18 protein-coding genes and 1 pseudogene are annotated in these 19,189 nt (G+C 62.1%); 11 read left to right on the top strand and 8 right to left on the bottom strand.

Features of this window, described 5'->3' with window-relative positions; all coding sequences use genetic code 11:
- Positions 1 to 66: 66 nt before the first annotated feature.
- On the bottom strand, positions 67 to 2,289 hold the full coding sequence (katG, locus tag B7Y89_RS15890) for a catalase/peroxidase HPI (protein WP_292939637.1): 2,223 nt from the start codon (positions 2,287 to 2,289) through the stop codon (positions 67 to 69).
- 489 nt (positions 2,290 to 2,778) lie between these two features.
- Between katG and B7Y89_RS15885 the strand changes: the two genes are divergently transcribed.
- Together B7Y89_RS15885 and B7Y89_RS15880 are read left to right on the top strand one after the other, a co-directional pair.
- Positions 2,779 to 4,059, top strand: coding sequence for a site-specific integrase (locus B7Y89_RS15885; RefSeq protein ID WP_019054022.1), 1,281 nt, complete (start codon positions 2,779 to 2,781; stop codon positions 4,057 to 4,059).
- Between the two features lie 104 nt (positions 4,060 to 4,163).
- Positions 4,164 to 4,559 (top strand): type II TA system antitoxin MqsA family protein, encoded by a 396-nt coding sequence (locus B7Y89_RS15880; RefSeq protein ID WP_292939632.1) that lies wholly within the window; start codon positions 4,164 to 4,166, stop codon positions 4,557 to 4,559.
- 119 nt (positions 4,560 to 4,678) lie between these two features.
- Here B7Y89_RS15880 and B7Y89_RS15875 read toward each other — a convergent pair whose 3' ends face one another.
- Positions 4,679 to 4,999: a DUF736 family protein gene (locus tag B7Y89_RS15875; RefSeq protein WP_006966713.1), complete on the bottom strand. Its 321-nt coding sequence runs from the start codon at positions 4,997 to 4,999 to the stop codon at positions 4,679 to 4,681.
- Between the two features lie 438 nt (positions 5,000 to 5,437).
- Between B7Y89_RS15875 and B7Y89_RS15870 the strand changes: the two genes are divergently transcribed.
- Both B7Y89_RS15870 and B7Y89_RS15865 read left to right on the top strand, forming a co-directional pair.
- Positions 5,438 to 5,836, top strand: coding sequence for an antitoxin Xre-like helix-turn-helix domain-containing protein (locus B7Y89_RS15870; protein ID WP_292939629.1), 399 nt, complete (start codon positions 5,438 to 5,440; stop codon positions 5,834 to 5,836).
- A gap of 3 nt (positions 5,837 to 5,839) precedes the next feature.
- Positions 5,840 to 6,523 (top strand): RES family NAD+ phosphorylase, encoded by a 684-nt coding sequence (locus tag B7Y89_RS15865; protein ID WP_292939626.1) that lies wholly within the window; start codon positions 5,840 to 5,842, stop codon positions 6,521 to 6,523.
- Between the two features lie 252 nt (positions 6,524 to 6,775).
- Here B7Y89_RS15865 and B7Y89_RS15860 read toward each other — a convergent pair whose 3' ends face one another.
- Genes B7Y89_RS15860 through B7Y89_RS15850 form a run of 3 tightly spaced genes read right to left on the bottom strand, consistent with a single transcriptional unit; the run spans position 6,776 to position 9,062 of the window.
- Positions 6,776 to 8,209, bottom strand: a complete 1,434-nt coding sequence (locus tag B7Y89_RS15860) for a YncE family protein (protein ID WP_292939623.1) — start codon at positions 8,207 to 8,209, stop codon at positions 6,776 to 6,778.
- Positions 8,206 to 8,574 (bottom strand): DUF305 domain-containing protein, encoded by a 369-nt coding sequence (locus tag B7Y89_RS15855; protein ID WP_017182155.1) that lies wholly within the window; start codon positions 8,572 to 8,574, stop codon positions 8,206 to 8,208. Before B7Y89_RS15855 ends, B7Y89_RS15860 begins: the two co-directional genes overlap by 4 nt.
- Before the next feature lie 8 nt (positions 8,575 to 8,582).
- Positions 8,583 to 9,062: a hypothetical protein gene (locus tag B7Y89_RS15850; RefSeq protein WP_292939620.1), complete on the bottom strand. Its 480-nt coding sequence runs from the start codon at positions 9,060 to 9,062 to the stop codon at positions 8,583 to 8,585.
- A 122-nt stretch (positions 9,063 to 9,184) separates the two neighbouring features.
- On the opposite strand from B7Y89_RS15850, the gene B7Y89_RS15845 reads away from it, so the two are divergent.
- The 7 genes from B7Y89_RS15845 (at position 9,185) to B7Y89_RS15815 (ending at position 14,647) form a co-directional block, all read left to right on the top strand.
- Positions 9,185 to 9,784 carry a uracil-DNA glycosylase gene (locus B7Y89_RS15845; protein ID WP_292939617.1) on the top strand — a complete coding sequence of 200 codons (600 nt, stop codon included), beginning with the start codon at positions 9,185 to 9,187 and terminating at the stop codon, positions 9,782 to 9,784.
- Between the two features lie 77 nt (positions 9,785 to 9,861).
- Positions 9,862 to 10,731 (top strand): LysR family transcriptional regulator, encoded by an 870-nt coding sequence (locus B7Y89_RS15840; RefSeq protein ID WP_292939614.1) that lies wholly within the window; start codon positions 9,862 to 9,864, stop codon positions 10,729 to 10,731.
- Positions 10,728 to 11,882, top strand: a complete 1,155-nt coding sequence (locus tag B7Y89_RS15835) for a TDT family transporter (RefSeq protein ID WP_229380725.1) — start codon at positions 10,728 to 10,730, stop codon at positions 11,880 to 11,882. Before B7Y89_RS15840 ends, B7Y89_RS15835 begins: the two co-directional genes overlap by 4 nt.
- Positions 11,883 to 11,969: 87 nt before the next feature.
- The gene (locus B7Y89_RS15830) at positions 11,970 to 13,208 is read left to right on the top strand and encodes a molybdopterin-dependent oxidoreductase (RefSeq protein ID WP_017182150.1); all 1,239 of its coding nucleotides are present in this window, start codon (positions 11,970 to 11,972) and stop codon (positions 13,206 to 13,208) included.
- An 11-nt stretch (positions 13,209 to 13,219) separates the two neighbouring features.
- Complete coding sequence (locus tag B7Y89_RS15825; protein WP_017182149.1) at positions 13,220 to 13,693, top strand: cytochrome c; 474 nt, start codon at positions 13,220 to 13,222, stop codon at positions 13,691 to 13,693.
- Positions 13,694 to 13,740: 47 nt separating this feature from the next.
- Positions 13,741 to 14,400: an MBL fold metallo-hydrolase gene (locus B7Y89_RS15820; RefSeq protein ID WP_017182148.1), complete on the top strand. Its 660-nt coding sequence runs from the start codon at positions 13,741 to 13,743 to the stop codon at positions 14,398 to 14,400.
- Between the two features lie 85 nt (positions 14,401 to 14,485).
- Positions 14,486 to 14,647, top strand: a complete 162-nt coding sequence (locus B7Y89_RS15815) for a hypothetical protein (protein ID WP_292939602.1) — start codon at positions 14,486 to 14,488, stop codon at positions 14,645 to 14,647.
- Positions 14,648 to 14,986: 339 nt separating this feature from the next.
- Here the strand turns inward: B7Y89_RS15815 and B7Y89_RS15810 are convergent, their stop codons facing one another.
- The 3 genes and pseudogenes from B7Y89_RS15810 to B7Y89_RS15800 all read right to left on the bottom strand — a co-directional run.
- A complete protein-coding gene (locus tag B7Y89_RS15810) occupies positions 14,987 to 15,922 on the bottom strand; it encodes a DUF2493 domain-containing protein (RefSeq protein ID WP_292939600.1) in 936 nt (311 codons plus the stop codon).
- Between the two features lie 319 nt (positions 15,923 to 16,241).
- On the bottom strand, positions 16,242 to 17,285 hold the full coding sequence (locus B7Y89_RS15805; protein ID WP_292939597.1) for a toprim domain-containing protein: 1,044 nt from the start codon (positions 17,283 to 17,285) through the stop codon (positions 16,242 to 16,244).
- An 11-nt stretch (positions 17,286 to 17,296) separates the two neighbouring features.
- Positions 17,297 to 19,102, bottom strand: a pseudogene (locus B7Y89_RS15800) (strawberry notch C-terminal domain-containing protein); the annotation flags it as partial.
- Positions 19,103 to 19,189 lie beyond the last annotated feature (87 nt).

The raw sequence follows: 19,189 nt of genomic DNA, 5'->3' as shown, positions 1-19,189 counted from the left end.
GCGGGCCTGCGTGTACAGCAACGGCGGCAGGGCGCAGAACCCTGCCGCCGCGCTTTATGCCACCGTTCAGAAGCGGTCGGCGTTCATCACTTTGGTCCAGGCCGCCACGAAGTCATTCGTGAACTTGGCCTTGGCATCGTCCGAGGCATAGACCTCGGCCACGGCACGCAGTTCCGAATTGGAGCCGAACACCAGATCAACCGGCGTTGCGGTCCACTTCATCGCACCGCTGGCGCGGTCCTTGCCTTCGTACAGCGCCGGATTGGCCGCAGACTTTGCCCAGACCGTGTCCATCGACAGCAGGTTGGTGAAGAAGTCGTTGGACAATGTGCCCGGACGGCTGGTGAACACGCCAGCGGCAGAACCGTCAGCATTGGCCCCCAGCACGCGCATGCCGCCCACCAGCACGGTGGTCTCAGGCACCGTCAGACCCAGCAGGTCAGCCTTGTCGATCAATGCCTCGACCGGGCCTTTATAATCGTCTCCGGCAAAGTAATTGCGGAAACCATCGGCCTTGGGCTGAAGGTAATTGAACGATTCCACATCGGTCTGCGCCTGTGTCGCATCGACCCGGCCCGGCGTGAACGGCACGCTGACGTCCTGCCCTGCGGCCTTGGCAGCCTGTTCAATCGCAGCATTGCCGCCCAGCACGATCAGATCGGCAAGGCTGACTTTCTTGCCGTCCTTGGCACCCTTGTTAAACGCGGTGCGGATCGCATCCAGCTTTGCCGTGACCTTCGCCACCTCTGCCGGATTGTTCACTGCCCAGTCCTTCTGCGGGGCCAGCCGCAGACGCGCACCATTGGCACCGCCGCGCATGTCGGTCGCGCGGAAGGTGGAAGCAGAGGCCCATGCCGTGCGCACCAGTTCTGCGGTGGTCAGGCCCGATGACAGGATGCTGCTTTTAAGCCCAGCCACATCATCATTGCCAATCGCCGCATAGTCGGCCTTTGGCAGCGGGTCCTGCCATGACAGCGTCACGGTCGGCACGTCCTTACCCAAGTAGCGCGCCTGTGGCCCCATATCGCGGTGGGTCAGCTTGAACCACGCGCGCGCAAAGGCATCGGCGAAAGCTTGCGGGTTCTTCTGCCAGCTTTGCGTCACCTTGCGGAAGCCGGGGTCTTCGCGCATCGCAATGTCGGTGGTGAACATGATCGGCGCGTGGCGGACATCAGGGCGATGCGCATCGGGCACCAGTTGCGCGGCCGCCGGGTCTTTGGGAATCCACTGCGTCGCGCCAGCCGGGCTCTTGGTCTTTACCCATTCAAAACCATAAAGGTTATCAAGGTACTGCGTGGTGAAGGCGATGGGGTTTGATGTCCACGCCCCTTCAAGGCCGCTGCTGACGGTGTCTTCAGCATTGCCCTTGCCGCACTTGTTGGCCCAGCCAAGGCCCTGCTGTTCAAGCTTGGCAGCGCCCGGATCTGCCGCAACGCATTCTTCCGGCTTGTGCGCGCCATGCGCTTTGCCGAAAGTGTGTCCGCCTGCGATCAGTGCCGCGGTTTCTTCGTCATTCATCGCCATGGAGCCAAAGGCACGGCGAATGTCATGGGCGGCAGCCAGCGGATCAGGCACGCCGTTCGGGCCTTCAGGGTTCACATAGATCAGGCCCATCTGGGTTGCGGCCAGCGGTCCCTTGAGGTTGCCCTTGGCATCGCGGCGCTTGTCATCCAGCAGCTTGGTTTCAGGGCCCCAGAACACCATGTCGGGCTGCCAGGCATCAATGCGGCCACCGGCAAAGCCCAGTGTCTTGAAGCCCATGTCCTCCATGGCGACATTGCCTGCAAGCACCATCAGATCGCCCCACGAAAGCTTGCGACCATACTTCTGCTTGATCGGCCACACCAGACGGCGTGCCTTGTCCAGGCTGACATTGTCGGGCCACGAGTTGAGCGGTTCAAACCGCTGCTCACCGCCGTCCGATCCACCACGCCCGTCACCGGTGCGGTATGTGCCTGCGCTGTGCCATGCCATGCGGATAAAAAACGGGCCGTAATGGCCATAGTCGGCAGGCCACCAAGGCTGCGACGTGGTCAAAGTCTTGCGGATATCGGCCTTTACCGCATCAAGATCGAGCGAGGCGAACTCTTTGGCATAGTCGAAGTCCGGGCCATAAGGATTGGCCTTCGCTTCATTCTGGCGCAGCGCGGTCAAGTCAACGTTCTTGGGCCACCACTCTTTGGCAGCAACGGGGCTATCGGTGATGGCGTCTGCATGGGCTGTACCAGCAACGGCCAGCGGCGATGCCGCTGCCATCAGCGCAACCAGTGCGATCCTGCGGAATGTCATGGTCGTCTCTCCTCCTGTTTCGCCCAATCTTGATCAGGCATAACAGTTGGTTAGATCAGAAAAGCAGCGCAGCCCAACGGGTTTAACGCGTTACTGTGATCGACAGAAACGTTCAATCTGCATAAATTTCGTAATATTTCCGATATTGCAGCGCAGCAAAAGGCGTTGGCGCAGCACGCCACGATGCCCGCATTCCGCACGCGCGAACCATCCCGGCAGGGAAGCATCACGCTTAAAACCATGGATGTTTCGGAGCTGAAACATGGAGCGGGCGAAGGGATTCGAACCCTCGACCCCAACCTTGGCAAAATATTTCGGCCACTTTTCCCAAACTTTCCCAAGTGCGATTATCTACGCTAAATCATATATTTATGATGTTTCTCTTTACGATTGTCTCCGCCCATAATACCCTCGAAACGCTTAAATCTGGAGACAAAATGGAGACAAAGCACCCCTCTGAAATCTTTGTCTCCAAATGGAGGGTCAAATATGCCGACCGCGAAGTTGAACAAGCGCAATGTGGACGCATTCGCGCCGCCTAAAGACAAACAGGCCGTCCTGTGGGACAGCGAGATTCGGGGTTTCGGCTTGCGGGCGCTTCCGTCGGGGCTCAAGACCTTCATCGTTCAGTACCGCAACATCGAAGGGATCAAGCGGCGCATCAATCTCGGCCGCTATGGTGTCATCACGACGGAGCAAGCTCGGGATCTGGCGAAGATCAAGCTTGGCGAAGTTGCTGGTGGTCAGGATCCAGCAGAGGCAATTCATCAGGCCCGCAGTGGCATGACGGTCGCCGAGATCTGTGACTGGTATCTGGTTGAAGCTCGCGCCGGCAACATTCTTGGCCGCAAGAACCGTCCAATCAAAGCCTCCTCGCTCGCGATGGATGAGAGCAGGATCAACACTCACATCAAACCGATTCTTGGCCATCGCATGGCGAAAAGGCTGACGATCGCGGATGTCGAGCAGATGCAGGCTGATGTCCGGGACGGCAAAACTGCCAAGGCTAGAGGTAAAGGCCGTGGCGGTCGGCCCGCTGGCGGACCTGGCGTCGCGTCGCGATGCCTCGGGTCGCTGCAAGCCATTTTGGGTCATGCCAAGCACAAGGGGCTGATTGCGGAACACCCAACTAGAGGAGCCAAGAAACTCGCCATCAACAAGAAGACGAGACGGCTGAGCACTGCCGAACTCGTCGCGTTCGGTAAAGCCATCGCCTATGCCGAACGTAATGGTGAAAATCCGACAGCACTTGCGGTGGTACGGACACTTGCGCTGACAGGATACAGACGGGAAGAGGCGCAGTCGATGAAGCGCGCCTGGGTGCATGCGGAGGGCGGGTTTGTCTCCTTCCCGGATACCAAAACCGATGCTCAGGTCCGCTCGATCGGCCCAGAAGCACTGAAGGTCGTTCTCGCTCAACCCGAGATCGTTGGTAACCCCTACGTGTTCCCGTCAATGACGGGCGCTGGCGCATACCAGGCTGCACCAGCCTGTTTCCGGAGAGTTTGCCAGTGGGCGGGAATTGAGGGCGCAACACTTCATACCCTTCGCCACACTTTCGGCAGCATCGCGGGCGAGCTCGGATTCACGGAACTGACGATACGGGCCATGCTCGGGCATGCTTCGCAGAACGTGACGCAAGACTACATCCATATCGATGAAGCTCTGAAGCTAGCGGTGCGCAAAACGTCAGACGAGATCGCCCGCCTGCTTGCCGAAGGCGCTGCATCGTTGCGCCCGGTCAGGCAAACGGCGGCGGTTGAAATTTAACCTTAAAGGTGTATTGTCGGAAGCCAGAGAGAGCATCTCGCGCTGGGGTTTGCCGGTGAGATGCTGAACGATATTCGAGCGACATCGGGCAAGGAGGTTTGAACATGGGTCAGACTCGGATTCATCCCAAGACCGGTGATGTGCTTCGGCGTGACGCGCGGATGCAAACGCTGAGCGTTGGCTCGTTGGCACGCGAAGTGGAGGTGCCGGGCTGGTATCCTGAAGGCGATGGCGATTCCATCCATTCGGGCGCTGAACTTCAAGCGATAGATCAAGCCTATCTCGAGTTGCGAGCGGCCTATGCCGCACGGGTCAAAGCCGTGCGCAAGAAGCTTGGCCTCACGCAAGAAGAGGCGGGTAGGATCATTGGAGGCGGACGGCGAGCGTTCCAAAAGTATGAGCGTGGTACAATGCAGCCCAGCGAAGCTGCGGTCGGCTTGATTGAGATTCTTGATCGCCATCCGGAAGAGGTGACAACTCTCCGCAATATCCGGCGGTAGGACAGTAAGAGGCGCTTCCAGGGCATTGTCCGAAAAATTTGCATGCATTTCGGACATGCTGCTTTTCTTGCACTGGCGTTAATTCGGCCCCGCCCGGAGGCGGGGCCGACGCTGGCACCTTAGCTTGGCGGGTTCCAAATGATGACCTTCTTCGAAGGATCATCGCCCGGCGCGTTGGCGATGTTGCCGTAGATGGTGCCGAATTCAGGAGCCGAGAGCGAGACCGAGACATATTCGGCGCCGGTGTTCTGCGAGAAGCGCTTCCAGCCTGCGCCCAGTTCGAAACCGTTCTTGCGGCTGACGATGCGATAGTCGGGTTCGCTGTCCTTGGTTTTGCGGTTGTTGGGGATGATCGCGATCGGCGCGGAGACGGTCAGCGTTGCGAGGTTGCCTTCGAAGCTGTCGTCGGACTTCACGGTGAGGTTTGCGATGGTAGCCATGTCGTTTCTCCTAAAGGTGGTCGGGGACCATCCCCGATGGCGCCAAAAAAAGGGGCCGGGAGCCGCCGTCACCGCAGCGTCAGCGAAGGGCGAACCCCGCACGGGGTTGACGGTACTAGGCGAGACGAGACCCGCAGACAGGCGACAAGGAGGGGTGATTTTCGCGCCACCGGAGAACGAATGTCACTCGGCAATCTCCGTTTTCATCGACCAAAAGTCGGGCGCTTCCTCCCCATCGGATCACTGAGTGGAGCGCAGCAGCAATCATCCCTCACACCCAGGAAATGTCTGATCGAGAGGCGTCGTCACCTTGGACGGCGAACGGGCAACAGCAGTGAGCTCTCGCTGAATTACACAGGTCGCGATGTGCAATATCAGCTCCCATATTGACTTTTGTGCAGAATATGAGCATATGAAGCCATGAAAGGATGTGCCGACATGGGTATCCAAGCTGCAGCCAACGCGCCTGCAAGGGGACTTGATCGCAAGGATCTGACGGGGCCAGCTCTGCGGACGTTCTTCCGCATTGCCGATGCCTGGGGCCTGAAAGAGCAGGAGCAGATGCGCTTGCTCGGTCTGGAGAGCCGCTCGACCTTCCAGTCATGGAAGCGCGGCGTGGTCGCGTCGCTGCCCAAGGATGCGTTGGAGCGGATTTCCTATGTCATGGGCATCTACAAAGGCCTGCAGATACTGCTGCCCAAAACGGCGGATGAATGGGTGCGTAAGCCCAACAAGGCGCAGGTTTTCGGCGGCGCCTCGGCGCTTGACCGGATGATGTCGGGCAATGTCGCCGATCTTTATGTCGTGCGCCAGTATGTTGACGGGCAGCGCGGCTGACCCGTGGACATTCCCACGTCTGAAGTCCGCTGGACGCCCTGTTATCGCATCATCCCGAGCCGGTTTCCGCCGATCTCGCTGTTCGAGGCAGTTGCCGATCCTGCCGATCTTGAAGCGGTCTATGCCATCGAGGCGATGACCAATGGCCGCCTGCGCGACGAAGCAGGCGAGCTGTCGCTCGTGCCGCCTGAAGACCGCGTCTCCGGCCCCGGCACGTCCGTGATCATGGCGGCGTTCACCCACCTCAATCCGGTCGGCGACCGCTTCACCGACGGCAGCTACGGCATCTTCTATGCCGGACTTACACTGGCAACCGCCATCGCCGAGACCCGACATCACCGCACGCATTTCCTGGAGGCCACCGACGAACCGGCGCAGGAACTCGACATGCGGGTATATGCCGTCGATCTCGACGCGAGCCCTCACGACATCCGGGGGCAGCGAGAAGCGTTGCCCGCGCTATATCATCCGAGCAGCTATGCCGTGTCACAGGAAACCGCGCGGAACTTGCGCAATGCAGGGTCGGACGGGATTGTCTATGAAAGCGTCCGCGATTCCGGCGGCGAATGTGCCGCTGTGTTCCGACCACGATTGTTATCGAACTGCCGCCAGGAACGGCATCTCTGCTATGTCTGGGATGGGCGCGCAATCAGTACGGTCTATGAGAAGAGGTTGTTGGACAGTTGAAGTTTTGGCTGTCTTGCTCCCCAAAGTCAGTCGCTCCACCGCTGAAAAATTTCTCATAAGCTGCCGTCAACGCAGTCGGCTTTCGGCTCAACGGAAAGGCAAAATCTGGGACAAAGCCGTCGTTAGCAGGTTAGACGGTGTCCGACGGCTTTAGGTAAACGCGGACGTCGATGAGCTTCCCTTCAATAACTAGGGAGTCGAAGAGCGATGAAACGCCGCTGCGCACAATTGGTAGCCAGCGGCGCGCGGGCTTCAATGGGCTTGTTTCTGCACTACCGCGCCCTGCGAATCCGGATCACCGGCACGAATGACCAAATAACGGCGCTCGGCCGGGGCAGCATCCGCGACAATCTGGCGGATCGGCCCGACGGCGTTGACGATGGCGGCGCCGGCCGGATTGGTCATGAACTTGGCAAGAGGTTGAATCGCACCCGTCCCGTCGGGTTTGGTCGCCAGTCCGAGCGTGAACGGTTGCTTGGGCGGCAGGCCGGCGACGGCGGCCTGCAAGATCTGGACCTGCCCCTGATCGAACAAAGTGACTTGGCTCTGGCCCTGGCCTGACAGGGTCAACTGGACCTTGCCGCTGGCCATATCGAGCGGGACCAGATTGGCCATGCCGTCGCCCGAAGGCACCGCGCCCGGTACATAGGCGACGCCCTGCGGCCCCTGACCGATAGGGATGGTCGTGAGCAGGCGGTTGGTGGCAGTATCGATGACCGCAACGCCGTCGCCATTCTCCAGCCCAACATAGATGCGGGTGCCGTCGCCCGAAGGCCATAACCCGTGCGGCAGCGCGCCGACCGAAACTGTCGCCACCTGTTCGAACGTGTCGGTGCGGAACACCTTGACGATGTTCTGCGTGCCGACTGTCACATAGGCGAACTGTCCGCGCGACGTGCGGGCGATGTTGACGTGATTGGTGATGGGGCCGGTGTCGATCGTCTTAAGGACAGCGAACGGCGGCTTGGCGTCGAACACCATTACCTTGCCGACATCTTTGAGCGTCAGCCAGACCTGCCTGCCATCGGGTGTCGCGGCGATGTCGGGGCAGAAGGGGCTAGCTTGGGCGACACGTCCGACGACCTTCTTGGCTTTGGTGTCGATCACGACCGTCTCGGGCGAGAAGCTCGAGCAAACGTACCCGTATTTGCCGTCGGGCGAGAAGATCGTCATGCCCGGGCCGTTCGGGACGGTGATGCGCGTGGTGGGTTCGAACGTCTTGCCATCGAGCACCTGGATATAGTCCTCGCCGCGAACGCTGACCCAGACCTCGCGCCCGTCGGGACGGAAGAACGCCTCGTGCGGCGAGCGGCCGACATAGGCGGTGTGCTTGACCGCGTTGGTGGCCGTATCGATGAAGGTCACCGAGTTCGACCCTATCGAGATCACTGCCAGCGTCCTGCCATCGGGTGAGAAGCCCATGCCGTGGACCAGAAGCTGCCCCTTGTAGAGTGGGCTCAGATTGGCGGGCGTCAGATCGCCGAGCTTGATGACGCCGAGCAGTCGGTTGGTTGATGGGTCGATGACCGATACCGTGTTGGAAAACTGGTCCGAAGTATAGAAGCGGTCCTGCGAACTGATCGGCCGGTCGGGCGTCGCATTGGGCACCTGCTGCGCGGATGCGGGGTTCGCCAGCAGGCCGAGGGCAGACATGGCGAACGCCATCTTGAGGTGATTCGTAATCATTTTCCGTCTCCCTGATGCTGGTGAGGCACACTCGGCGGTGCGCCCTTCTCGGCAAGGATCGCCTGCATGACCGCGATCTCCTGACGCTGTTCAACGATGATGCCCTGCGCGAGACGGCGCAGGCGTTCGTCCTTGCCGTAGCGCAGTTGCGCCTGTGCCATCTCGATTGCGCCCTGGTGATGCGGGATCATCATCGCCGCGAAGTCGCGGTCCGGATCACCGGACGGCGCGACCATCATCTCATGATGCATCTGCTCCATCGCGGCGGCCATGTCGGTGGCGAAGTCCTGGGGCGCCGCTGCGAGTGCGCCTGCGGATGCCGCGAGGCCGAGGCCGGCAAGGCCCAGTATCAGTTTCAAGCGCATGCCCCTTCTCATGATAGTCTCGCGATAACGCCTATGATGGCAGCCAGTGTCATCATCGCCGCCGGCAGGAGCAATATTTGCATCGTCGCCTCGCGGCCGCTGATCGTCCCGGCGAGGATTTCGACAGGGCCGCGCAGGAACTCGCCAAGGCTGCGCTGCCGCTCGCCCGGCGCAGCACTGTCAGCGAGGAGGATACCGCCGACGATCAGCGAGAAATACATGACCGTGAACAGCGTCACGACGACGAGGACACCTGCCGCTGCCGCATCGCGTGCGAAGAAGGCCCAGAATGACCCGACCATCATTGCATAGAACCCCACCAGCGCAACGAGCACATTAGGATGAACCCCGCGACTGGCGACGCCGGGCGCTGGTCGCTCCAGTTCGGCGTACGGATCATCGGATCGGACCAAGCGTAATGCCGGTCGCGTCGGTTCTTCCACCACTTCCTTGGGCTGAAACTCGCTCTCCATGATGCGCGTTGCCATGTCGGATCTCCTGATCGACAGCGCTGCCATTGCTGCATTGCTGTAACTGTGACCAAGGTGGCGCGTTGTTAGTCATCGATCCAACCGATGATATTTGTCGTTCCGATCACGAATGGAGATGAATGGCCTGGCTCGACGACCCCGACCTGATCAAGCGACGGCGGCAGTCCTTGGCGGATGCACATGTCGCACAGCTCGAATGCTGGCGCGAAGGGCTGTTGGCCGACGGCAGAGCTGTGCCGCATTTCGACCCGGCGGACGGCGGGGTCGACGCCCGGCTGCTGTTGCTTCTCGAAACCCCCGGTCCCGGGCCTGAGCGCACGCGCTTCGTGTCGCGCGACAATCCGTCCGGGACCGCCCGCAATCTGCGGCGCTATCTCGACGAGGCCGGCATCGACCGGTCCGATTTTGTACTCTGGAACACCGTGCCTTGGATCATGCATCCACCCGGTGCCCGCAATCGCACCCTGCGCAAAGCCGAGATCGATGCCGGGCTGGCCACGCTCCCCGGGCTTCTCGCGCTGCTGCCCAAGCTGAAAGTCTGCTTGCTGGCCGGCCGGGTGGCGACCAAGGCCGGACAACTCGTGTCGGCGCATGATGCTTCGATCAAGGTCATGCCGATGCCGCATCCCAGCCCGGCCAACGTCTGTACAAGTCCTCAGGTTGGGGATCGCCTTCGCGCGGCGTTCAGCGAAGCAGCGGCCCTGCTCAACCAATCGTGAATGACGATTGGAACGATCCAATCAACAAGTTGGAACGATTGATCGCGCCGGTCTATTGATCCCTGCAGGAGATCGATATGACCCTCGAACAGCTTCGTATTTTCGTTGGCGTCGCCGAGCGCGAGCATATGACCCGCGCCGCCGAGGCGCTCAACGTCACCCAGTCGGCGGCGAGTGCCGCCATCGCCGCGCTCGAAGCGCGCCACGACGTGCCGCTATTTCATCGGGTCGGGCGCGGCATTGAGCTCACCGAGGCGGGTCGCATGTTTCTGGACGAGGCGCGCGCCGTCCTCGGCCGGGCCGCGAGCGCCGGGCTGGCGCTGGCGGAGTTCCGTGGTCTCAAGCGCGGCACGCTGCGGATCGTCGCGAGTCAGACCATCGCCAGCTACTGGCTGCCTGCGCGGCTCGCTGAATTTCATCGTCGCCATCCGTTGATCGGCATCGAACTGGCGATCGACAACACCGACGGTGCTGCTGCGCAGGTGCTCGACGGCACGGCCGAACTTGGCTTTGTCGAAGGTTCGGTCGACGAGCCGGCACTTGCGCACTGGAAAGTCGCCGAGGACCGGATGTTACTGGTCGGCGCAGAGCCAACCGGAAATGTCGATGAAACCTGGGTCCGCGAGGCCAACTGGATCGTGCGCGAACAGGGATCGGGCACGCGCTCGACCTTCGAGGAGGTGCTGCGCCACCGCGGCGTCGACCCTGCCGATCTCCGCATCGGCATGACCCTGCCGTCCAATGAAGCGGTTCGCTCGGCTGTCGAAGCCGGCGCCGGGGTGGCAGTGCTGTCCGAACTCGTCGTGCGCAGGGCGCTGGCGGCGGGGCATCTGCATGACCTGGGTCTTGGGCTGCCCGCACGGCCGTTCGAAGCGCTGCGCCACAAGGAGCGTTACCGCACCAAAGCGGCCGACGCGCTGACCGATCTCGTGAAGGAGCATGGATGATGACCGGCGACCTCAAGCCCGTGCTCGGCGGCCTGCGTCCACTCTCGCGCCTCGATCATCCCCGCGAGATGATCCGCCAGTTCACCCCCAACTGGTTCGCCGCGACCATGGGCACCGGCATCCTCGCGCTGGCGCTACCGCAGGTGCCGGGCATCGGCCCGGCATTGAAGCCGGTCGGCGAGGCGTTGTGGTTTTTCAACATCGCGCTGTTTGCGCTCTTCACCGGCCTCTATTCGGCGCGCTGGATAATGTTTGGCCATGAGGCACGGCGGATCTTCGGCCATAACACGGTGTCGATGTTCATCGGCACCATCCCGATGGGCCTCGCCACGATCATCAACGGCTGCCTCGCCTTTGGGATCGCCCGGTTCGGCGACGGCATCGTCGGTGTAGCGCATGTCCTGTGGTGGATCGATGTCGCGGTGGCCGTGACCTGCGGCGTCGTCATTCCCTATTTCATGTTCACCCGTCACGAGCACAGCTTCGACGGCATGACCGCCGTCTGGCTGCTCCCGGTGGTCGCGGCAGAGGTGGCGGCGGCGAGCGGCGGGCTGCTGGCGCCACATCTCGCCGATCCGCATGCGCAATTCGTGACGCTGCTCACTTCCTATGTGCTCTGGGCCTATTCGGTGCCGGTCGCCTTCAGTATCCTCGCGCTACTCATCCTTCGCATGGCGCTGCACAAGCTGCCGCACGAGGGGATGGCCGCGTCGAGCTGGCTCTCGCTCGGCCCGATCGGCACCGGTGCGCTCGGAATGCTCGTGCTGGGTGCTGACGCGCCAGCGATCCTCTCGGCGCACGGTCTCGCCTCAATTGCCGGCATTGCCCAGGGTCTCGGTAGCATCGCGGGGCTGCTGCTTTGGGGCTTTGGCCTGTGGTGGCTGGCGCTCGCGATGCTGATCACCTGGCGCTACTGGCGCGCCGGCATCCCGTTCAATCTCGGCTGGTGGGGCTATACCTTCCCGCTTGGCGTCTATACGGTCGCGACCTTCCGCCTCGGCACGACCTTCGACCTCGCCTTCTTCGGGATCGTCGGGACGGTGCTCACCCTTGCCCTCGCGATGATGTGGGTGGTGGTCGCCGCCAAGACGCTCGCCGGCGCGTGGAAGGGCCACCTCTTCGTATCGCCCTGTATCGCGACACCCAACTGATCGCCTGAGGCGATCAAAATCGAAAATCCGATCGCTTGCCTCGACGAGCCGGGTCGGCCACGTTCGCCCGAAGAAGGGAATGCTATCATGGACAAGCTCGACACTTGGTTCGCCGCCGAAAGCAGTCGTCGCCGCTTTCTGGGTCAGGCCGCGCTCGGCGGCGCCGCGCTCGCTGCCGGCCCCGCACTCGCGCAGAGCCTCGTCGACCTGCACCTTCCCGGCGGCAATGCCGGGCGGCCGATGACCAGCGCCTTTCCCGGCAAAGGCAGCATGATCCTTCAGCGCATGCACCCGCCGCTGCTCGAAACTCCGATGGAGGTATTCGACCGCGACGTTTTCACCCCCAACGACCAGTTTTTCGTGCGTTGGCACTGGGCCGACATCCCGACCTCGATCGATGTCGATATTTTCCGGCTCACCGTCCGCGGCCACGTCAATAGACCGCTTTCGATCAGCCTTGCGCAGCTGCTCCGGTTGCCGCGCGTCGAGATGGCGGCGGTCAATCAGTGCTCGGGCAACAGCCGCGGCCTGTTCCAGCCGCGCGTGCCCGGCGCACAATGGGGCAATGGTGCGATGGGCAACGCCAAATGGCTCGGCGTCCGGCTAGGCGACATCCTCGACTATGCCGGCGTAAAGCCCGGCGCGGTGCAGGTGCGCTTCGGCGCCCTCGACCAGCCCGTCGTTGCCGGCGCACCCGATTTCGAGAAGGCGCTCGACATCGACCATGCTCGAGACGGCGAGGTGATGATCGCCTTCGGCATGAACGGTGAGCAATTGCCCCTGCTGAACGGCTTCCCTTGCCGGTTGATCGTGCCGGGCTGGTATTCGACCTATTGGGTCAAGATGCTCAATGACATCGAGGTGCTGCCCGGCCCAGATGACGAATATTGGATGGCCAAGGCTTACAAGATCCCGGCGACCCCGGGCGCCAATGTGAAGCCGGGCGCAAAGGACTTCCCGACAGTCCCAATCAACCGGATGATCCCGCGGTCCTGGGTCACCAGTCTCGGCGAAGGCCAGGCCATCGCATATGATCGAACGATCCCGCTCGGTGGTATCGCCATGGGCGGCGATTGCGGGGTCGCCAAGGTCGACGTCTCCACCGATGGCGGCCGCACCTGGTATCACACCCGGCTCGGTCCCGATCACGGCAAGTACAGCTTCCGCCGCTGGGACACGCAGGTGCCGCTGGCGGCGCGCGGAAATGTCCGGCTGATGTCGCGCTGCTGGAACACGGACGGGGTCGCGCAGCCGATGGCGCCAATTTGGAACCCGGGCGGGTTCATGCGCGGCAATATCGAAACCACCAACATCACTGCGTCCTGAGGAGAGCCGAGATGAAAGTCCCTTCGATCGGCATGCTATCCTTCGGTGCGGTCGGCCTTGCGGCCATAGTCCTGATCGCGATCGGCCCGCCCGGCAGCCACGTGCCCCCACCGCCGCCCGCACCCAGCGGCCCGGCACCGTCGAGCATCGCTTTTGGCGGGTTCGCGCTCACGTCGGACACGGTCGACCTGCCGATCGACGACCAGCAATTTCCCGACGGCCCGCACGCCGACGTGATCAACGCCAACTGCACCTCGTGCCATTCGGCCAGCATGGCACTGACCCAGCCCGCGCTCACGGCCGACCAGTGGAAGGCGACGGTCACCAAGATGAAGGAGGTCTATAAGGCACCGGTCTCGGAAAAGGATATTCCAGCGATCGTCGACTATCTGACGGCGCTGAGCGCGAAGCAGGGCAGCGCGGCGCCGGCCGGCAAGGAATCCGGAAGTCAGGGCGCTCCCGACGCGCCGGGCGGGACTGGCTGAGTGACTGATCGCCGCGCGCCGCGTTGATCGGATGAAGGAGGCGCCTGATGCGTATCGAGAAATTCGTCCATAGCTGCTTGAGGCTGACGCTCCAGGGCAAGCGGCTGTTGTTCGACCCAGGCAAATTCTCGTTCGTCGATAGGCGTGTCGATCCTCGCGACCTCAGCGACGTGGATTTCATCCTATTTACGCACGGCCATCCCGATCATCTCGACTGCGAGGCGCTACGCACCATCGTCGGCGATGGCGAACCGCGGATATTCGGAGGCAACAAGGTCGCAGCCACGTTGCGCAGCCAGGGCTTCACCGTCAGCGAGGTAAGAGAAGAAGGGCTCGACCTTGGACCATTCACGGTCCGTGCCCTGCCGGTGCGCCATGAGCCGATCCTCGCCGAAGAAATCCCGGCCGTCCTGGCATTTGTCGTCAATGATCGCCTTCTCAATCCCGGCGATAGCTTCGATGAACGGCTCCGCCAATTTGCTGGAATTGAGGCGCTGGCGCTGCCGGTGATGGCGCCGTTCCTGACCGAGATCGGCGCCCACGAGTTCGCCAGGTCCATGCGTCCAAGCCATGTGCTCCCGGTCCACGATGGCTATGCCCGCGACTGGTTCCTGACGCAGCGCTACGATACCTATGAGCCCTATTTCGAGAAGGCTGGCATGACCTTCCACCGCCTCCAGCAGCCCGGTGACGGGTTCGACCTGTGACGGACGACAAACCGGCCTGTCGGTCGCGACGGCCTAGTGCATCGACGATCCGAAGATCGCCAATGCGGCGATCGAGCAAGGCCAGTTGGACCTCGTCATGGTCGCGCGCGCGCATCTCGCCGATCCGCATTATCCCTATGTCGCGGCCCAGGCGCTCGGCAAGGACCGGCCATCATGGGTGCTCCCTGCGCCTTATGCTCACTGGCTTGAGCGCTACCGGGGGATCGGTAAAGCGGCGGCCCAGTGATCGGATCACCTAGTGCACACAGGGCAGCGCAAGGGCCACGTCGGGCCCCTAAAATAACCCTCGTACAGCCGATCGTTCAAGCATTAGCGCAGACGACCGACTGCCGAACTCTTAAATTATCAAGATCTTTGCACGATGACCGTATGGCGAGTTGTAGGATCGACGACTCCAATTGAGCGCTCATCTTGAGCGCACCGCTGCGAGACCGCTCACTGGAACGGAAATGGCGGGTTTCGACAGGATCGGCCATTGACGCGCCGGGCTGCGAACTTCTGGAAGTGGTCGGCAACCGACGCTGCTCATCCCACCATACAATTGGACGAGATGAGGCTAACCGTCTCACCGCTTCTCGCGGAAGTCCCAGAGCGGAATGCCCATCTTGCGCGCCTTGTCAGCCAGATTGTCCTGGATGCCGGTGCCCGGAAATACGACCAGACCTACTGGCAGAGCTTCGAGCATACGGTCGTTGCGCTTGAACGGAGCGGCCTTCTTGTGTCGGTTCCAGTCAGGCCGGAAGGCGACTTGTGGAACTCGGCGCGTATCGGCCCAGCAAGCGGCGGCGCGTTCGGCACCGGTGGGCGTTGCTCCATGCAACAGGACCATGTCGGCATGGCGCGCATGAACCCGGTCGAGGACATCCCAGATCGCCGAGTGATCGTTACAATCGGGACCACCGGTGAAGGCAATACGGGTGCCTTCGGGCAGCAGCACGCGGGCATTCTCTCTTGCGCGTTTGTCGAGGAAGTCGCGGCTGTCGATGATGGCTGAGGTCATGGCCTTGCGGTTGACGCGGGATCCGGTGCGAGGCGTCCAGGCCTTGCGGGCGTGGATGCGGAATTGATCGGCGGCGGCTTCGCGGAAGAATTCCATCGTGTCGCGGCGTTCGATGAGTGAGATTCCCTCGGCGATCTGGCGCTCAAGTTCGACCGAGCGCACTTCGCTGCCATCCTGTTCGCGCTGAAGGCGTTTTTGCGCCTGTTCATTGTCGTCAAGATCGCGTTCGACCCGCTCGCCGGCGCGGTGGAAGATGTTGACGAGGTTCCAGAGCAGGTCTTCGAGATCGGGTTCAATGCGGGTGTCGATCAAAGCTGAGACAAGCCCGTCGAACATGTCGGCGACCGCGCCACCGGCAAGGCGGGCATCGGGTAGCGGCCTGCCATCCGGTTCGTCCTCGAAGGGCCGATAGCCGTAGAGCTGCATTTCCTGGAGGAGATAGGCGGTTGAGCCGAGTTCGGGGGTGGTATCTTCAAGGGGAAGATCTGGGGCGCTTGCCATGATGGTCTCCGTGTCCTGAGCCGCGCCTCTCGCGGCCTTCGTGGCGACGACCAGCGGCGGCGGGCATGGGCCTGCACCGAGCGGAACCGCGCGGCCGGAGCGCCAGCGGAGGATGGCGAAGCAAGGCAATTTTGTTTCGCGATGCAAAGGGGCGCAGCCCCGGCGGAAAATAGCCGCAGCGCAGCCATTGCCGTGCCCGTGTTCGCTGCCGCAGTCGCCCCCTCCCGAAGGCCGAGGGCGTGGCGACCTTCAAGGATCGGGAGAGTTGGCCATGCGCCCCACTGCCCTGGAAAATCCCCCGCTTACCGGCCAGCTTCGATCATTCTTTTAGAAACCGCACGGCATCGGCGGCACTGATCTGCACCCGAATGGCCGCTGCCAACCGCTCGTGGCCATAGGCGGTAAGGTCGCTGTTGAAATCGTCGAGCCGGGGTTCAAGCGGTATAACCGCAATGCCCAACGGGTCGCAGCGCTCGATCAAGGTCGACAATGCCGTTGCCCCGGCGGGATCATCATCGCGCGCGACATAGAGGCAGCGCAGCGCAGCAGGGAACTGGATGGCAGCGAGGTGGGCGGCCGATAGTCCTGCGATCATGGGCATGGATGGCATCACCTGCCGCAACGACAGGAGAGTTTCGAGGCCTTCACCGGCAACCATGACACCGTCCGCTTTGCCGAACCGGACGCCCGAGCCGAGCAAGTGCCCCATGGCGCGTCGTGGATAAGCGACAGCGGCTTTGTCGTGGGATTGCGGATCGAGCCAAGTGCGGTGAACCCCCGTGATAGTGCCCTCATTGTCGGTGACTGCAGCGATCATGGCGGGCCATGCCTCCCGCACACCAGGGACATCATCTTCAGCAGGCCGATAGTAGCAGCGCGGATGGAAACGCAGCTGATCAATGCCGGACAGATCGATGATCGACCGGCGACCAAGATAACGCGCTGCGATGCTGTTCGTGATCGGCTTTGAGGCGGCCCATAGGCGCCGTGCCGCTTCTGGTGTGCCGGTCGGCGCTTTGCGTATGGTCGGGTTTCGGGGTTTGGCCTCAGCAGGCGGCGGCAGACTCAAGAACATGCGGGCTTCGTCGAGCGTCTCGCGCATGGTCCGGTGGGAGCAACTTGCCGCGATAATGTCGAGAAGATCGCCGTGTTCGCCGCTTTGCGCGTCTGTCCATTTGCCTGCGCCTCCCCTGCTCTCGGCTGTTGCAGACAATCGGACGTAGAGACTGCGACCCGGCGAATTGTGAACATCACCGACCAGCCAGTAGCGGCCTTCTCGGCGACCATTGGACAGGTAACGGCGGCAGACCGCCTCGGCTGAGGCCGCAAGGCGGCGGGCGATTTCGGTGGCGGGGCTATCCATGCGGGGCTCCTTCAGCAGGCTTTGCGTGCCGCGATCCGCTGGATCGGAAACCGGTCCAGCAGCTTGGCGAGCACATCCACCCCGACAGCCCCTGTCGGTATGTAGAGCTTGAGTTTCCACGAGACGATCTCGGAGATCAAGCCCATTGCCTTCAATCGCTCGAGGCCAAGATCATTGAAGCCAGTAAGTTCAATCCGCCAGTCATTCATGGCCCGCACCCGGGAGACCGTCTGATCTTCGGCCAGATGCAATTTGGCATCTCCGGCACACAGCATCGCCCAAGCATCGGCAGGCACGACGGACGCCGTGTCGTGCTCAATCACCGTGGCGACCCAGGCAGGCGAAACCTTGCGGCCGATGACGCGCTCGCCAGCATCGGTTTGCAGGCGGTAGACGCGGGTCGATTCATTGGGGAGCCGCCGCCAGATTGGCAGCAGCAGGCCTGAAACCATGTGCAGGGTCGAGGTTTCGAACTCGGGCAAGTCGGCAAGTTCGGCCTGCCAGACTTCGCTGAACCGCTCACGGTCCACCGGCTCCCAATGACTGGTCGCGAACACCTCGGCGAGAATATTGGTCGCCTCCAAAGTCCGGACGAGGCGGATGCGCGGGTGAATGCCCCCATCATCGTCGATCAGACTGCGCGCGCGCAATTTGACTGCCGCGCGCCCAGACCGGGTGTTGATCACCAGTTCGGCATCGCGATCCACTGCCATTTCTAGCGCCCTCTCGAGCACAACCGGCTCGATCCGGTCTTTGCGCTCGATGGTCAGGAGGTGGGTCACAGCTCCAGTGCCGGGATGGGTGTAGATGGTCTTGCGGTCGGAGACCGAGAAGCTCTCGGCGCGCAGGGGTTCAAGGCCCATTTCATAGGTCCCGCTGGCGATTGCGCCTTCGACCCGGGCCGTCAGCAGACCCTCGAAGGCCTCAAACAGGATGTTCTGCATGGAAATGGTGAGCGCCAGCATCCGGTTGAGGAAGGTCGTAATGGGAGGAAGCTCGTCCTTGAGCCCGCCGTCACTGTCGAGCAGCGACAGGCCGGTGGCGGTTTCAAATTGCCCCAGCGAACAGCCATCAACCTTGCCGCGCACCAGCAATTGGTAAAGCTGACGCAGGGCATCGCGGGCATAGAAGGATTCCAGATTGTCGCTGGCGCTGAACATGTTCTGGCCGCCGGTTTGCCGCTGGCCGCGCGTGATCGCCCCTAGACTGTCGAGCCTTCGGGCGATCGTCGAGATGAAGCGCTTCTGCGCCTTCACGTCGGTCGATACCGGGCGGAACAGCGGTGGCTGCTTCTGATTGGTGCGGTTGGTGCGGCCAAAGCCCTGAATGGCGGTGTCGGCCTTCCAGCCTGCTTCGAGCAGGTAGTGGACGCGGCGGCGCTGGTTCTTCACGCCAAGGTCGGCATGATAGGACCTGCCCGTGCCGCCAGCCTCGGAGAAGACGAGGATGTGCTTCTTGTCATCCATGAACGCATGGGTTTCAGCAATATTGGCTGAAGCAGGCCTGTTTTCGACGGCGAAGCGCACCGAACCATCGCTGCTACCGCGGGGCACAATGCGACGGGAACGGCCGGTCACCTCGGCAACCGCATCGCTCCCGAAATGCTGGACAATCTGGTCAAGCGCGCCGGGCACAGGCGGCAAAGCGGCAAGCCGCTCGAGCATCGCATCACGGGCACGGCAGGCTTCGCGGTTGAGGATAGGATTGCCGTCGGCATCAAAGGCAGGCCTCGAGGCGAGATTGCCCTCGCTGTCAGTGAAGGGCTCATAGAGCTGCACCGGAAAACTGTGCGCGAGATAGTCGAGCACATATTCTTTGCAGTCGCAATTTATGTCGAGTGTCGCAGCCGGAGGCGCGGGATTGCGGCGGTTGTTCATGATTTTACTCCAGATAATTATCGTTCC

This window comes from Novosphingobium sp. 32-60-15 (assembly GCF_002280675.1).
GTDB lineage: Bacteria > Pseudomonadota > Alphaproteobacteria > Sphingomonadales > Sphingomonadaceae > Novosphingobium.
This window is presented reverse-complemented; position numbering and strand designations above follow the sequence as displayed.